At 69.2% G+C, this 14,821-nt stretch carries 12 protein-coding genes and 3 pseudogenes; 7 read left to right on the top strand and 8 right to left on the bottom strand.

Annotation, left to right across the window (positions count from 1 at the left end):
* Nucleotides 1–512 precede the first annotated feature (512 nt).
* Nucleotides 513–758, top strand: a complete 246-nt coding sequence (locus tag BJF85_RS11905; RefSeq protein WP_139320591.1) for a hypothetical protein — start codon at nt 513–515, stop codon at nt 756–758.
* A 16-nt stretch (nt 759–774) separates the two neighbouring features.
* On the opposite strand, the gene BJF85_RS11910 is transcribed toward BJF85_RS11905, so the two are convergent.
* Both BJF85_RS11910 and BJF85_RS11915 read right to left on the bottom strand, forming a co-directional pair.
* Entirely contained in the window at nt 775–1,113 is a 339-nt protein-coding gene (locus BJF85_RS11910) for a hypothetical protein (RefSeq protein ID WP_075847364.1), read from the bottom strand.
* Nucleotides 1,114–1,121: 8 nt separating this feature from the next.
* Nucleotides 1,122–2,219 carry a WXG100 family type VII secretion target gene (locus tag BJF85_RS11915; RefSeq protein WP_075847366.1) on the bottom strand — a complete coding sequence of 366 codons (1,098 nt, stop codon included), beginning with the start codon at nt 2,217–2,219 and terminating at the stop codon, nt 1,122–1,124.
* Between the two features lie 557 nt (nt 2,220–2,776).
* On the opposite strand from BJF85_RS11915, the gene BJF85_RS27965 reads away from it, so the two are divergent.
* Nucleotides 2,777–3,187 carry a CPBP family intramembrane glutamic endopeptidase gene (locus BJF85_RS27965; RefSeq protein ID WP_158056907.1) on the top strand — a complete coding sequence of 137 codons (411 nt, stop codon included), beginning with the start codon at nt 2,777–2,779 and terminating at the stop codon, nt 3,185–3,187.
* A 15-nt stretch (nt 3,188–3,202) separates the two neighbouring features.
* Here BJF85_RS27965 and BJF85_RS11925 read toward each other — a convergent pair whose 3' ends face one another.
* Nucleotides 3,203–3,949: a LysR substrate-binding domain-containing protein gene (locus BJF85_RS11925; protein WP_083666308.1), complete on the bottom strand. Its 747-nt coding sequence runs from the start codon at nt 3,947–3,949 to the stop codon at nt 3,203–3,205.
* A 140-nt stretch (nt 3,950–4,089) separates the two neighbouring features.
* Here BJF85_RS11925 and BJF85_RS11930 point away from each other — a divergent pair, with 140 nt between their 5' ends.
* On the top strand, nt 4,090–4,485 hold the full coding sequence (locus BJF85_RS11930) for a DUF5997 family protein (RefSeq protein ID WP_075847370.1): 396 nt from the start codon (nt 4,090–4,092) through the stop codon (nt 4,483–4,485).
* 6 nt (nt 4,486–4,491) lie between these two features.
* On the opposite strand, the pseudogene BJF85_RS11935 reads toward BJF85_RS11930, so the two are convergent.
* The 4 genes and pseudogenes from BJF85_RS11935 to BJF85_RS11955 all read right to left on the bottom strand — a co-directional run bounded on the left by BJF85_RS11935 (nt 4,492) and on the right by BJF85_RS11955 (nt 9,678).
* Nucleotides 4,492–4,718 (bottom strand): annotated as a pseudogene (locus tag BJF85_RS11935) (DUF6480 family protein).
* A gap of 768 nt (nt 4,719–5,486) precedes the next feature.
* Nucleotides 5,487–7,796 (bottom strand): annotated as a pseudogene (locus tag BJF85_RS11945) (molybdopterin oxidoreductase family protein); the annotation flags it as partial.
* 174 nt (nt 7,797–7,970) lie between these two features.
* Nucleotides 7,971–8,597 (bottom strand): MBL fold metallo-hydrolase, encoded by a 627-nt coding sequence (locus BJF85_RS11950; RefSeq protein ID WP_075847372.1) that lies wholly within the window; start codon nt 8,595–8,597, stop codon nt 7,971–7,973.
* Nucleotides 8,594–9,678 (bottom strand): annotated as a pseudogene (locus BJF85_RS11955) (S-(hydroxymethyl)mycothiol dehydrogenase). Before BJF85_RS11955 ends, BJF85_RS11950 begins: the two are co-directional and overlap by 4 nt.
* 137 nt (nt 9,679–9,815) lie before the next feature.
* Here BJF85_RS11955 and BJF85_RS11960 point away from each other — a divergent pair.
* The gene (locus BJF85_RS11960; protein ID WP_075847374.1) at nt 9,816–11,060 is read left to right on the top strand and encodes a helix-turn-helix transcriptional regulator; all 1,245 of its coding nucleotides are present in this window, start codon (nt 9,816–9,818) and stop codon (nt 11,058–11,060) included.
* Between the two features lie 104 nt (nt 11,061–11,164).
* Here BJF85_RS11960 and BJF85_RS11965 read toward each other — a convergent pair whose 3' ends face one another.
* Complete coding sequence (locus BJF85_RS11965; protein ID WP_075847376.1) at nt 11,165–12,745, bottom strand: MFS transporter; 1,581 nt, start codon at nt 12,743–12,745, stop codon at nt 11,165–11,167.
* A 304-nt stretch (nt 12,746–13,049) separates the two neighbouring features.
* On the opposite strand from BJF85_RS11965, the gene BJF85_RS11970 reads away from it, so the two are divergent.
* The 3 genes from BJF85_RS11970 to BJF85_RS27310 all read left to right on the top strand — a co-directional run bounded on the left by BJF85_RS11970 (nt 13,050) and on the right by BJF85_RS27310 (nt 14,815).
* Complete coding sequence (locus BJF85_RS11970) at nt 13,050–13,532, top strand: TetR-like C-terminal domain-containing protein (protein WP_222844534.1); 483 nt, start codon at nt 13,050–13,052, stop codon at nt 13,530–13,532.
* Between the two features lie 274 nt (nt 13,533–13,806).
* Nucleotides 13,807–14,484: an extracellular solute-binding protein gene (locus BJF85_RS11975; protein WP_158056909.1), complete on the top strand. Its 678-nt coding sequence runs from the start codon at nt 13,807–13,809 to the stop codon at nt 14,482–14,484.
* Nucleotides 14,485–14,545: 61 nt separating this feature from the next.
* Complete coding sequence (locus tag BJF85_RS27310; RefSeq protein WP_139320595.1) at nt 14,546–14,815, top strand: hypothetical protein; 270 nt, start codon at nt 14,546–14,548, stop codon at nt 14,813–14,815.
* Nucleotides 14,816–14,821 lie beyond the last annotated feature (6 nt).

Raw genomic sequence — 14,821 nt, forward strand, 5'->3', positions numbered from 1 at the left:
AACGAACCACCCACAAGAATGAACCACAAAACGCCACCCAACAAACCCCACGCCCCCAAGAACGCCAACCCCCGAAGCGAAGCAAGGGCCAAACCGCCACCCCAAAACACCAAACAGACCCCACCTCCGGAGTGTCATCCCGTCGACCTGGGCGAAGCCCGATCACGCTGACCCGAGGGGGCAACCCACAACCAAACCGGAAACCAACCTCGAAACCTTGCCCCCTCGGGTCAGCGTGATAGCCGGATGGCAGGTCGACGGGATGACACGGAGCAGGAGCGCAGCTGCCCCAACATCCCGGAGACCTGCCCGCCGGCGAGGCACCCCACACCGCCCCGAACCGCCAACACAGCGTCGCAGATTGCCAACACCACGACACAGAACGCTGACACGGCGCCCCAGAATGCCAACACGGCGACGCGAAACGCTGACACGACGCCGTGAAGCGCCCACCCCCGATCCCCCACTCAGCGGCTACACGTACCCCCACGCGGCCGGGCAGGATCACCCCTGTGTCCAGGCATCGTCACCATCGCACGCTGTGGCCGCCGTGCCGGTGTGAGTCGCGGTACGAGTCGATGTGGGCGCCGGACTGCCGCCGTAAGAGCTGTTGGGCGAGGTGGACGTTCACGGTCCTGGGCCCGGGCCTGGTCGTCCTCACTCTGACCCTGTTCCTGGCCCTGCACGCGGGCTCCGACCACCCGGAATGCACCCCGGGTTACGCGGAGAAGGTCCGAGGCGTCTGCACCCAGACGTAACCGCCGCCCCAGGGGCCTACCGCATGATGCTGCGCTGCGAGAAGTCCTCGTCGTCATCGTCGTCGGGCGGCGGCACGTCCTCGTCCGCCGGCGATTCGTCGCCGAGCACCTCGCCGACAGTGCTGTCGGTGGCGAGCAGTTCCTCGCGTTGCTCGTCCGACATGTTCTCCCACCGGGCGAAGCCTTCCTGGAACAGATCGCCGAACACGCCGCTCTCCATCAGGTCGCGCGGACGCGCGCCGTCGAGGATCGCGGCGGCCAGTTCGCTCAGTTCCCGGCGGTCCGACCGGGCGAGCTCGGCGTACTCGGCGAGAATGCGCTCGCGCGCCGCTTCGATGTGGTCCACCTGAATCATCGCTCCACTCAGAGGTTCTCGTACCGGTCGACGATCACCGGCAGGCCTTGGTCGTCGAGCATCAAGTTGTTGCCCGATCCCCGGAGTTCCTTGAGTTCCTCCAGCTCGACCTCGGTGAAGTCGACCTCCTTCAACTCGGCCGCTGCCAACGCGTCCGCCGCCTTGCCGGTCGCGTCGTCCAACGATGGTTTGACGGCCTCGTTGAAGTAGGACCGCATGTTGAAGCTGTTCTTGAGCAGGCTCAGCCCTGCGGTACCGATCGCGTCGACAACGACGCCCATGATCGGCTCGATCGCCTGGTAGTCGTCGACCGCGCTCCGGGCCGCGTCTCGGTAGTTCTCGGCCAATCTCTCGATGGGCTCGACCGTCCCATCGATGACCTGACTACGGATGTCGCGGAGCGCGAAGTTGAAGGCGCTGTAGGCGTTTCCGCTCCATACTGCTTCCAGCTGTTCCACGTGCGCGATGAAGTTCGTCATGATGTCCCGGATGCATTCGGCGAGATTGTCCAGAGCTTCGGCGCAGTTCAGGAACGCTTCCCAGTCCCCGGCGAACCGCTTTCCCAACCAGTCCATCGGGTCGTCGGCGAACCAGGTGATGATCCACCGCACCTGGTACTGGACACTGAAGTGGTCGAGGATGTTGTTGGGTTCGGGTTGGATGTACACGTCGTCGGCGTCCGCGTTCGGCGCGACCAGACGTTCCTCGGGTTCGGCCACGGTCGGGAACCCGGCACTGGGTTCGATCGTCTCGGAGTCGCTGGCGCGGGCCCGGTCCAGCTCGTCGGAATCCGGCTGGAACAGGCGCTCGAGCTCGAGAAGTTTCTCCCGCGAATCGTCCTCCTGCTCCAGGTACAGACCCTGGATCTGACCCAGGTACCCGTGCAGTGTGTCGGTGAAGTATTCGTGGAGATGGTCGAGCTGACTTTCGATCTTCCCCATCGCGTCACTGTGTGCGGTGGAAAAGATGTTGAGGATTCCTTCGCCGGTGAATCCGAAATCCCCGTGTGTCGTGATATACGTCTTCGCCGAGTGCAGATCCTCGCCGAGATGCTCCAACACCGTCGCGAACGCCGTGAACCCGACGTTCTCGAACTCGTACCCCAAGTGGCCTCCGATGCGCCGACTCGATCGAGGTCCCCTGGGGCGACCCATCGAGCGCTCAGCCAGGCGACGTTGCCGTGAAGTTCCTGATGTTGATCATAGGGATCCCCCGGTCGGGTTATCAACCGATTTGCCCGGACTGCCCGCATCGCCCCTGTTCCTCCCTGCGCATGGGCTTGGTCACCGAGAGCAGCGAGTGGCGGCCGACACTGATCGGCCACGTCGTGTTCACGTATTCTCGACGGGGTGCTGACCGACCCCACCCCGACCGACACCACCCTGTCCGCCCCCGCCCCGGCGGGAACGGCCGCGCCGGAAGCGACCGCGCGGGCCGCTGCGTCCACGGCGAAACGTGCCCGTCTCGCGGTCGAGTTCGCGGTGCTGTTCTTCGGGGCGATCGTCGCGTTCGCGGCGGTGGGGGACAACGTTCCACCGATCCCGTTCCTCGTCGTGCTCGGTATCGGTTGTGTCGTGTATCTGTTGCGCGCCAAGGATTTCGATCGTCGCAACCTGTGGCGCGCGGGGGCGGTGAGCCGCGAGTTGCCGTCGATTCTCGGGCCGTGGGCGGCGGCTGTGTGGCGGCGATCGCCGGGGTCGCGGTGTTCATGCCGGACGACCTGTTCGTCCTGCCCCGCACCGAACCGGCGCTGTGGGCGATGATCGCGATCGGCTATCCGGTGCTGAGCGTGTACCCGCAGGGGCTGATCTTCCGCGCATTCCTGTTCCACCGGTACGGCCCGGTGTTCGGCACGGGCGTCGGCATGATCGTGGCGAGCGCGGCCGCGTTCGGGTTCGCGCACATCATCTTCGGGAACCTGTTCGCGATCCTCGCGACCACGGCCGGCGGCCTGCTGTTCTCGTGGCGCTACGCGCGCAGCCGATCCCTGCTGGTGGCGTCGATCGAACACGGCCTCTACGGCGTCCTGTTGTTCACCGTCGGACTCGGCACGTTCGTCTACCACGGAGCGTGACGCGCCCCGCCGAACTCACCGCCGCCGACGCGGCTTGCCGGGTTTGCCACCCCTGCCCGGTTTCCCCGGCCGACCGGGACGACCCCGCTGCTGCGCCCCCTTCGGCGACTGCCTCCCAGCAGACGTGCCCGCAGATTTCCCACTCGAAGCAGCCTTCCCGGACCCAGCCTTCGCCCCGGCTGACTTCGCCCCGTCCTCTCCCCCGGCGGGCCCGCGTCCGCGGGTGCTGTTGACGGTGCGGCCGCGGACGATGCCGATGAACTCCTCGACGAGGTCGGTGGTCTCACCCTCGATCCACGACAGCGCCACCTGCGACTGCGGCACGGGTGCATCGTCGGTGCCGATGAGGGGCCGGTAGGTGAGGCTCTTGCGGTGGTGCAGCCGGGCGAGGGACTGCGGCACGATCAGCACGCCGACGCCGGCGGCGACGAGTTCGATCGCCCCGGCGGTGGTGTCGGGTCGTGCGACGGCGGGCCGGCCGGGCAGCCGGTCCCAGTCCAGCGTGTCGTCGTGGGGGTGCAGGACGACGTCGTCGTCGAGGTCGTCGACGGTCAGTTCGTCGGCGACGGTGAGCACGTGTTCCTTCTCGACGACGACCACGCTCGTCTCGGTGTACAGCGGGATGGCGTGCAGACCGGAGCGGTCGATGGGCAGGCGCAGCAGCACGACATCGACGTGGCGGTCGCGCACGAGGTCGGCGGCGTCGGCGGCGGGCACGGCGACGAGTTCGAGACGGACGTCGGGGACACGTTCGCCCCACATGCGCACCCACTTGTCGGGGATGACCCCGGGGACGTAGGCGAGCCGGAACACGGGCGGTTCTGCGGGCTCGGCGGGGGTGCTCACCGGGTCAGATTACCGGGCGTGGTCGCCGCTCACGCACCTGCGGATACCCTGGGGGCATGACGTCGCGCAAGACCTCCCAGACCATGAAGCCCGCCACCGCGGCGAAGAAGCTGGGGGTCTACCTCGAGGCCACCCCTGCCGAGTTCCAGGAGGGCGTGGTGTCGCGCGACGAGCTCAACGCGTTGCAGGCCGAGCCGCCGGAGTGGTTGCGGGAGCTGCGGCGCAACGGCCCGCACCCGCGTCCGGTGGTCGCCGCGAAGCTCGGCGTCTCGATGAGCGGCCTCGCCCGCGCCGGGCTCACGGATCCGCTCACCACCGAGCAGATCAACGCGATCAAGGACGAGAACCCGGACTGGCTCCAGCGCGAACGCGCCACCTACGCCGAGGTGAAGCGCGAAGAGGCCGCCAAGAAGCAAGCCGCAGCTGCGGAGAAGAAGACCGGCCGTTCCTGACCCCGGTCACCAGATCTGGACGATCATCACGACGAAGATCCCCACGACGAGGAGAACGGCCAGACCCGTCAGGCGACCGTCGCGATCGGAAGCACGCGCGGTGGTTCCGGCTCCCGGTGGGACAGTCCCGACGTCTGCCCCGACTCCGGCGGGGTGTCGCCGGGCCGGACGCTGCCGCCCGGCTCGAGACCCGGGGTCTCATCAGGCGACGGGTCCGGCGGTTGTGCCGTCATCGACGTTCCTCACCCTTCGATACCTTCGATGCCCGGTCTCGCCGACGCGTACCCGAGCCCGGCGCGGGCGAAACGAGAGCCACCGAGCCCCACATCGCGGAGAGCACCCGGCCACGGCCTCGGTCAGCTCACCAGGATCTGCGGTGACAGCTCCTTGAGCCGCGCGTTCGCCCAGCGCATCTGCCGCAGGCACTGCGGGTGACAACGCCGCGCCAGGTCGAGGAGTTCGCCGTCCTCGGCGGCCTGCGCGCCCTGCGCCAGCAGCTCCCAGTCCACCGACACCCCGGCCGCCTTCCGGTGGACCTTGCGCAGATCCGCCAGCAGCAGAAGACCCATTTCGGGCCGGGTGGCGAACCGGTCCCCCGCCGCGCGCCAGAAGCGGGCGACCTGTTGCGAGCCGTAGGTCGGCTCGGCGCGCATGCGCAGCCCGTACCGACTGCGACCGTGGCGAGTTCGCCCACGTGCTGGCGGGACCAACGCGCGAGATCGCCCGCCAGGTGACTCACGCCCGCCTCGGCGCGGTGGCGCTGCGCGACGTGCAGCAGGCACACGGCCAGATTCCGCTCGGAACGATGTAACTCCCGTAACGCCAACGCCAGTTTCATGCCCGATTCTCCCTGTGGTGTCCGGCGACGCCGACGCCTTCGGCCGGATCGAGTGACTCGTCGACCTCGGCAGCCGGTCCCCCACGGTCGGTGGGACGCCGCCGGTCACCGGCGCCGATGCCGTGGTCGTCGGCGCGGGTGCCGGTATGCCCTCGCCCGCCCCGACGCGCCGCACGGCGACGGCCGCGGTCTTGAAGATCGGCTGTTTGGACGCCGGATCCCAGTCGGTGACGGTGAGTTCGTTCGCCGCGCGGCCGTCGTCGGCGTCCTGGTCCCAGTATCCGTAGTGGAACGGAAGGAACACCGTGCCGTCCCGGATTCCGCTGACCCGAAGCCGCGCGCGCAACCGTCCTCGCGGGTTGGCGAGTTCGAGCAGATCGCCCTCCGCCGCGCCGAGCTGTTCCGCGTCACCGCGGGAGAGTTCGGCCCACACCTCGGGAGCGGCATCGTTGAGCTGCGCGGCGCGACCGGTCTTGGTGCGGGTGTGGAACTGGTACAGCGTTCTGCCCGTGATGAGCACGAACGGCAGCTCAGCCGTCGGCGTCTCGTGGGGCGGGACATAGCCCGCGGCCTTGAGCACCGCCTTTCCCGACGGGTTCATCGCGCGGTACTCGGTCGGTTCGAGCGGCGCGCCGGTGAGCAGATCCTTGCCGTAGTCCTCGCAGACGTCGGGTGCGGCCCAGAAACCGCCCTCGGTGTACAGCCGCTCGGTGCCCTCCGGACGGTCCGATGTGCACGGCCACTGGATCCCGCCCTCGGTGCGCAGACGTTCGTAGGTGATGCCCGTGTAGTCGCACGGCCTGCCCGCGCTGCACCGTTTCCACGCCTCGAACGCCGACTCGGGATCGTGCCAGTTCGGGAGCGGGTCGCCGTCGGCGTCACGGAAGTCCATGCGCCGCGCGTAGTCGAGGAAGATGTCCAGATCGGACCGAGCCGCTCCCGGCGGGTCGACCGCCTTCTCCGACAGATGCACGGTGCGGTCGGAGTTCGTGAACGTGCCGGTCTTCTCGCCCCAGGTCGCCGCGGGCAGCACGACGTCGGCGAGTTCGGCCGTCTCCGTCCGGAACAGATCCTGCACCACCAGGAACAGCCGGTCGTCGCCGAGGACGGAGCGGATGCGCCGCAGCTCCGGAAGCGACACGGCCGGATTCGTCGCCGTCACCCACAGAAAACGCAGCGAGCCCTGCTCGGCGTAGCGGATCATCTGCATGGCATGCGTGGGCGGTGCGTAGTGCGGGATGTGCATGACGTCGACGTTCCACAGCTCGGCGAGCTCGGCCACGTGGGCGTCGTTGCTCCAGTTGCGAAAGCCGGACAGATCGCCGTTCGCGCCGCACTCACGCGTGTTCTGCGCCGTCGGCTGGCCGTTCATCTGCAGGACGCCGGCGCCCGGTCTACCGAGCATGCCGAGTACCAGGTGCACGTTGTTGACCTGCACGGCCGCGGCGGTGGCCTGGTTCGACTGGTAGAAGCCCTCCAGCACGGTGGACAACAGCCGGTCGGCCGAGGCCACGAGTTGCGCGGCCTCGCGGATGTCGTCGGCGTCGACCCCGCTGATCCGGCCCGCTTCCTCGGGCGGGTAGTCGCGCACCCGGTCGGCCAGTTCGGCGAATCCGACGGTGTGGGCGTCGACGTAGTCGCGGTCGACCAGATCACGCGTGATGAGCTCGTGCAGTATTCCGTTCATCAGCGCCAGATTCGTCCCCGGCAGGGGCGCGAGGTGCACTGTCGCCGCCTCCGACACCGGCGTGCGGCGCGGATCCACACAGAGGATCCGGGGCGGCTCGGGCCCGGCCAGCCGGTCGAGGATCCGGCTCCACAGCACCGTCTGCGTCTCCGCCATGTTGTGCCCGTAGAGCGCGATGACGTCGGCGTGGTCGATGTCGCCGTACGAGCCGGGCTGTCCGTCGGAGCCGAACGATTCCTTGAGTGCCTGCGCGGCGGTGGCGGTGCACAACCGGGTGTTGCCGTCGACGTGGTTGGTGCCGATGGCACCGCGTCCGATGACGGCCTGCGTGTAGTACTCCTCCAGGAACAGCTGTCCGCTGGTGTAGAAGCCCATCCCGCCGGGTCCCTGCCGGTCGAGCACCCGCCGACTGGTCCGGACGATCTCGTCCATCGCGGTGTCCCAGTCGGTCTCGACCAGCCGGCCTTCGCGGCGGACCAGCGGTGCGCGCAGGCGGTCCGGCGAGGCGTTCGCCCGCCACGCGAACAGATCCTTGGGGTCGAGCCGGCCGTGGTTGACGCGGTCGTCGCCGCGGCCTCGGACACCGACGATGCGCCCGCCGGAGACTGCGATGTCGAGGGCGTCACCGTTGGAGTGCAGGATCGAGGCCGACGGCACCCACCGTTCGACGTCCTCGGCACGCATGCCGTCCTCGAGCGCGGCGTCGACCCGCACGGGCCAGCTCGCACCGCGGCCGTACGGAGTGCGACGTCCCCACGGTTCGGCGATGCGGTCTCGGCGGCTCATGTACCTCCTCCGGTGCGCCCGCGGTGGCAGCTCGGTGCCGGCTGCCGCCGGCGCATCGGGCGTACCCCGAGGCCGGGCCCGCTAACCGCGAAACGCTTCGCTCCGGAGAAGAACCGGCGGGTGGGCGCACGTGCGCCCACCCGCCGTCACTCGGTGCGGCTCGGTAGCTGCGGCTCAGTGGCCGCGGGCGATCCACTCCTCCAGATGCGGCGCCTCGGTGCCGATCGTGGTGCCGTCGCCGTGTCCGGTGTGGACACGCGTGTCGGCGGGCAGGGTGAAGAGCCGGTCGCGGATCGAGCCGATGATCGTCGGGAAGTCCGAGAACGACCGGCCGGTCGCGCCGGGTCCGCCCGAGAACAGGGTGTCCCCGGAGAACAGGGCCTTGGCCTCGGGCAGGTGCAGGCACGTCGACCCCGGCGAGTGGCCCGGCGTGTGCAGGAACTCGATGTCGGTGCCGGCCACCGACAGGCGGGCCCCGTCCTCGAGTTCGCTGAACGGCACGCCCGGGTGGGTCATCTCCCACAGCGGCCGGTCGGCCGGGTGCAGCAGCACGGGTGCGTCGAATTCCGCGGCGAGCTGCGGGGCGTGGGTGACGTGGTCGTTGTGGCCGTGGGTGCAGACCACCGCCACGACGTTGCGACCCGCGACCGCATCGGTGATCGCCTTGGCGTCGTGGGCGGCGTCGACGATCACCACGTCGTTGTCGTCGCCGATGAGCCAGACGTTGTTGTCGACCTCCCAGCTGCCGCCGTCGAGTTCGAAGACGCCGCTGGTGACGACGTTGTCGATGCGTGCGCTCACAGGATCACCACCGACCGCAGCACCTCGCCGGCGTGCATGGTGTGGAAGGCCTTCTCGACGTCGTCGAGGGTGATGCGTTCGGTCACGAATTTCTCCAGTGGGAGCCTGCCCTGTTCGTGCAGGTCGATGAGGGTCGGGAAGTCGCGTTCGGGGAGGCAGTCGCCGTACCAGGAGGACTTGAGCGACCCGCCCCGCGCGAAGAAGTCGATCAGCGGCATGTCGAGGCGCATGTCCGGGGTCGGCACGCCGACGAGCACGACCGTACCCGCGAGGTCGCGAGCGTAGAAGGCCTGCTTCCACGTCTCGGGCCTGCCGACGGCGTCGATGACGACGTCGCGCCGAAGCCGCCGGTCAGCTCCTGGATGGCTTCCACGGCGTCGACCTCGGTCGCGTTGACCGTGTGCGTGGCGCCCAGGTCGCGTGCCCAGTCGAGCTTCTTCGGGTCGCGGTCGACGGCGATGATCGGCGACGCACCGGCCAGGCGCGCACCGGCGATCGAGGCGTCGCCGACGCCGCCGCAGCCGATGACGGCCACGGAGTCGCCGCGGGTCACCCCGCCGGTGTTGACGGCCGCGCCGATGCCCGCCATGACGCCGCAGCCCAGCAGGCCGGCGACGGCGGGGTCGGTGTTCGGGTCGACCTTGGTGCACTGTCCGGCGTGCACGAGCGTCTTGTCGGCGAACGCGCCGATACCGAGCGCCGGGCTGAGCTCGGTGCCGTCGGTCAGCGTCATGGGCTGGGACGCGTTGAAGGTGTCGAAGCAGTACTGCGGGCGGCCGCGTTTGCACGCCCGGCACTGCCCGCACACGGCACGCCAGTTGAGCACGACGAAGTCGCCGGGTTGCACCGATTCCACGCCCTCGCCGACGCGCTCGACCGTGCCGGCGGCCTCGTGGCCGAGCAGGAACGGGAACTCGTCGTTGATTCCACCGTCGCGATAGGTCAGATCGGTGTGGCACACGCCGCACGCGGCGATCGATACGACGACGTCACCGGGCCCTGGGTCCGGGATGACGATGTCGGTGAGCTCGACCGGAGCCCCTTCGGAGCGGGCGATCACGCCGCGGACTGTTTGTGGCATCGGGTCGTTCCTCCGCGTTGAGGGACAAAGACATGCGCATCACCGCATGTCGCATCGAGCGTAGTGCGCTGCGACACAGGTATGACCTATCCGAAGGGACAGCATTACCTAGACTTCCGGACAGCTAGGGTGGCGGTATGCCGGATTCCGTGACCGCCCTGACCGGACTGCGTGAGGTCCTCGACGGGCCTCTCCACGACATCGCACGCCGCCTGTCGCACTTCACGGCGAGCCGGTGGTCGCACACCGCGCTGGTCGTCTTCACCCGGGAATGCACGGGCCGTCCACGCAAGACGGCCGGCGACGTCGAGATGCTCAACCGGGTGACGATCAGCGAACTCGAGCACGTCAAGCAGTCCCTCGAGCCGGGGAACACGACGTGCGCGACGTTCACCCTCGCGGGCGAGCGACGCAGGCTGTGGGCGGTGCGCGACCAGTCGGACATGCTGCTGGTGCTGGTGCCGAGGTCGCCGAGCCGGTCGTTGCCGGAGGCGGACCTGCTGGCCGCGTTGTTCGGCATCGTGGCGACGTCGATCCGCCAGCAGGTGGCCCAGGCCAGCCCGGACTACCTGGCCGAGTCGCGGGCGGCGGCGCTCGAACGCGAACGCACGATCACCGAGCTGGCGACCGCGCACGAATCGACGCTCGTCGGGTTGTTGACGACGTTGCGGTCGTCCGATCTGGACGACACGCGCGCCCGCACGGCGGCGCGCGACGCGGCGTCGGCGGCGCTGGTGACGTTGCGGACGGCGCAGCAGTCCGACCAGGCCCTGTCCAGCGAGGCTGCGCCGACGGCGTTCGCGGCGCTGGCGGGCGAGGTCCGGCAGATGCTGCGCCACCACGCGGCACCCATCGAGTTCGCCGCCCCCGCAGCCACGGGCCGGACCCTGCCGGGCGACATCGCCCACGCCGCACGGGCGATGACGCACACCGCGGTCCTGGCGCTCACGGCCGATCCGGACCTGACCCGGCTGCGGATCGCGTGGACACACGACGAGACGACGCTGCTCGTCGACGTCCGCGACCAGAGCTCCGGGGAACTCGACACCACCGCGCTGCGCGGACAGCTCCAGGGGCGCGCCCGCACGCTCGGTGCCACGGTCGGCGTCGACGCGACGCCCGGGTGGGGCAACCGGGTCACGGTCGACGTGCCGCTCGATCCGCCCGCCGACGCCGGCGGCGCGACCCGCCTGACCGACCTCAACCGGCGCGAACGCGAGGTGCTGGACCTGCTGGCGCAGGGCAAGCGCAACAAGGCCATCGCCGCCGACCTGGGTGTCACGGAGAGCACCGTGAAGTTCCACGTGACGCGGGTCCTGCAGAAACTCGACGTCAGCACCCGCGGCGAGGCCGCCGCCCTGGCCCTGACGACAACCACCTGACCCGCCGTGTCAGCACCCCACGTCGCCGTGTCAGCAGTTCACGTCGCTGTGTTGGCACTTCGGGGCGCCGTGTTGGCACTTCGGGGACGCCACGCCGCGGACCCTCACGGCGCCGGGACCTCCGACTCGACCTTGGCCCGGGCGTCCTGGTCGACGGACTTCCTGGCGAGGACGACGGTGACGAGGGTGGCGGCCACGGCGACGAGGACGGCGGCGATGCCGGCGTAGGTCTGCAGTCCCAGTGACACGGCGTCGCGGACGGCGCCGAGCAGGGCCGGCGCGGAATGCGTGTCGGCGGCGGCGACGCCGTCGTGCACGCTGCCGAGCGCCGAGTCGGCGGCCTCGTCGGGGACGCGGGTGTCGTCGGTGAGCACCGCGCGGTAGACGACCATGCCGACTGCGCCGGCGATGGCGATACCCAGTGCGGTGCCGAGTTCGCCGCCGACCTCCTGCGCGGCGGCGACGGATCCGGTGTGCTCGGTCGGCGCGCCGGAGATGATCATGTCGCTCATGAGCGCCACGCCGGCGCCGTGTCCGAGTCCGAGCACGCACATCGTGGCGATCAGCGCCGCGAACGACGCTCCCGGGCCGCCGACGAGTGCCACCGCGGCGATGCCGACGGCCGCGATGGCCAGGCTGGCCGAAACGATGACGGTCGGGCGGATGCGTTTCGCCAGTCCGGGGGCGAGCATGGCGCCGGCGATGTTGACGGCGATGTAGGGCACCGTCCACAGTCCGGCCTGCAGCGGGGTCAGGCCGACGACCCATTGCAGGTACTGGGTGAACAGGTAGAACAGGCCGACCGCACCGATGCTGACGATCAGCAGCGCGCCGAGCGACACGCCGATCCGACGCCGGGCGAGCAGCGACAGGTCGAGCAGCGGCACGGGCAGTCGTCGTTGGCGGCGAACGAAAGCCGCGAGCACGGCGAGTCCACATGCGACGATCACGATGTCGAGCCACACCGTGCCACCGCCGCTCTCCTGCCCGGCGGTGATCTCCTGGACGCCGTAGATCACGGCGAGCATGCCGGCGACGGACAGGCCGACGCTGGGCAGATCGGGGCGCGCGGGGTGCCGTTCGGCGCGTTCGGGGATGAGGCGCGGGCCGACGAGCACGAGCAGCGCCATGGGCGGGACGTTGATCAGGAACACCGAGCCCCACCAGGCGACCTCGAGCAGCGCGCCGCCGAGGAGCGGTCCGATGGCGCCGCCGACGGAGAAGGCGCTGAACATGATCGCGATGGCGAGGCGTCGTTGGGTGTCGTCGCGGAACATGACGCGCAGCAACGAGAACAGCGACGGCATCAGCGTGGCGCCGGCCACGCCGAGCGCCGCGCGAGCCGCGATGAGCACACCGGCGGACGGCGAGAACGCCGCGACGAGCGAGAGCACGCCGAACGCGGCGGCGCCCGTGAGCATGAGCCGGCGCGGTCCGATGCGGTCGCCGAGGCGGCCCATCGTGATGAGGAAGCCGGCGATGAGGAAGCCGTAGATGTGCACGATCCACAGCGCCTGCGAGGCGCTCGGGTCGAGGTCGGCGCTGAGGCTGGGCAGCGCGAGGAACAGGACGGTCAGGTCGGTCGACAGCGCCAGCATCGGCAGGACCAACACGAGTAGTCCGATCCACTCCCGCGTCGTCGCACGGGGACCGGACGGGGCCGCTTCGGATGTCGTCTCGCTCATGGCCACCTCCTCTTCCGTTACGATACGGTTTGTAACGTTTCCTCCGCAAGAGCCGGTCGCGGTGAGCGGATCGGAGGTGGACCGTGGGCGCGTACCCTGGGCGCATGCTGGAGTCGTCGGAGCGGGGAGACGAACCGCGCCCGGGTGGGCGCCCCCGTGATCGGAGCATCGATGAGGCGGTCATCGCCGCCACGTCGGCGATCCTCGACGCCGACGGCTACGCGGGCGTGTCGGTGGAGCGGGTGGCGAAGCGGGCGGCACGTCGCGGCCGGCGATCTACCGCCGGTGGAGCGGCCGTGCCCCGTTGGTACTGGCGGCGATCGCGGAGCGGCTGGACGTGCCGGAGCCGCCGGACACGGGTTGCATCCTGTGCGATCTGGGCGAGGGCTTCAACTGTTTCCTGTTGATGTACCGGACGATCCGCCCGGACGCGCTGGCCGCGTTGTACACCGAGTGCCTCGCGGACGAGGAGCTGCGGCAGCGGTACGTGGAGGCGATCGTGGCACCCGCACGGCGAGCGGTGAGCCAGGTGTTGGACCGGGCGATCGAGCGCGGCGACCTGCGCGCCGACACCGACCGGGAACTGTTGCTCGACCTTCTGGGATCACTGGTGCAGTACCGGGCGATGTTCGGCCACGAACACCTCAGCGACGCCGAGGCCGAGGGCGTCCTCGAACTCCTGCTGCGCGGCGCCGCGGTCGACTACGACGAACTGTTGGCCCACAGCAAGGCCCTCTCCGCGGGCCACGTCGAAGCCCCCCACCACGCGGACCCGAACGCCGGCTGACGCCGAGCCCGGCGCACCGGGACCGAGCACACCCGATCTTGAGCCGGACCCCGGACGCGTGACGCCGCGCCGTTCGTAGGTTCAGACCGTCCGCTCGTGACGGAAGAAGCGCCGCTGGTGTCAGCGTAGTTGCCCACACGGGACAAACCGGACCATCGTGCCTTAGGTGACGATATCACCGGGTCACTGTCAGCCTCGTGCGCAAAGGAGCGCAAACAATATGACGAGATCCGTGGCCTTTCGACTCAGCACGGGCGCTGTCGCAGCGGCACTCGTGTCCACCCTCGTCGCGTGCGGCGACCAGAACACAGACGCGGCAGACGGCGTCAATGCGGAAGAAGGTGGTTCCGACAGCCAGTTGACGATCTATTCCGGGCGCAGTGAAGGGCGCATCGGTGAGCTCGTCCCCCAATTGGAAGAGGCTATCGGCATTCCGGTGGAGGTTCGTTACGGGAGCAGCGCCGAGATGGCGGCACAACTCCTGGCCGAAGGCGATCGCACCGAGGCCGATCTGTTCTTTTCCCAGGATGCCGGGGCATTGGGCGCGCTGAGTGAGGCGGGAATGCTCGCCGAAATCCCGGACGAGGTCACGGAGGCGGCACCCGAGCGTTTCCTCGCGAACGACCGCACGTGGATCGGAACGTCGGCGAGGGCGCGGGTGATTGTCTACAACCCGGACGAGGTCGATGAAGCCGATGTTCCCGACACCATTGACGAGCTGGTCGACGAGAGGTGGCGGGGTGAGGTCGGTTATGACCCGACGAATGCGTCGTTCCAAGCGTTCGTGACGGGCCTGCGAATCATCGAGGGCGAACAGGGTGCTCGCGAGTGGCTGACCGAATTCGACGGGAACGATCCCCAAACGTTCGGAAGTAACGGGGCGATCCTCGATGCCGTGAACGACGGCGTGGTCGCGATGGGTCTGGTCAACCACACCTACGCTACCGGGTGATCGAGGAACGCGGCGCGGACGCGTCACCGCTGACCAGCACTACGCGCACCCGGACGATCCGTTGGCCCTGGTCAACATCGCCGGTGTCGGGGTATTGGCGGGATCGGATGTGCCCTCGGAGGCCGAGCGGGCCGTCGAATTCCTGTTGTCCGAGAGCACTCAGCAGTACTTCGCGGACGAACTGGCGGAGTTCCCGATGCGGGACGGCATCACGTCGGAAACGCATGACATGCCCGAACTCGAGGAGATATCGAGTCCGGATATCGACCTGTCGGACCTGTCCTCGCTGGATGAGACGCTCACGTTGTTGCAAGAGGTCGGGCTGTCCTGACCATGG

Source organism: Saccharomonospora sp. CUA-673, assembly GCF_001942305.1.
GTDB lineage: Bacteria > Actinomycetota > Actinomycetes > Mycobacteriales > Pseudonocardiaceae > Prauserella.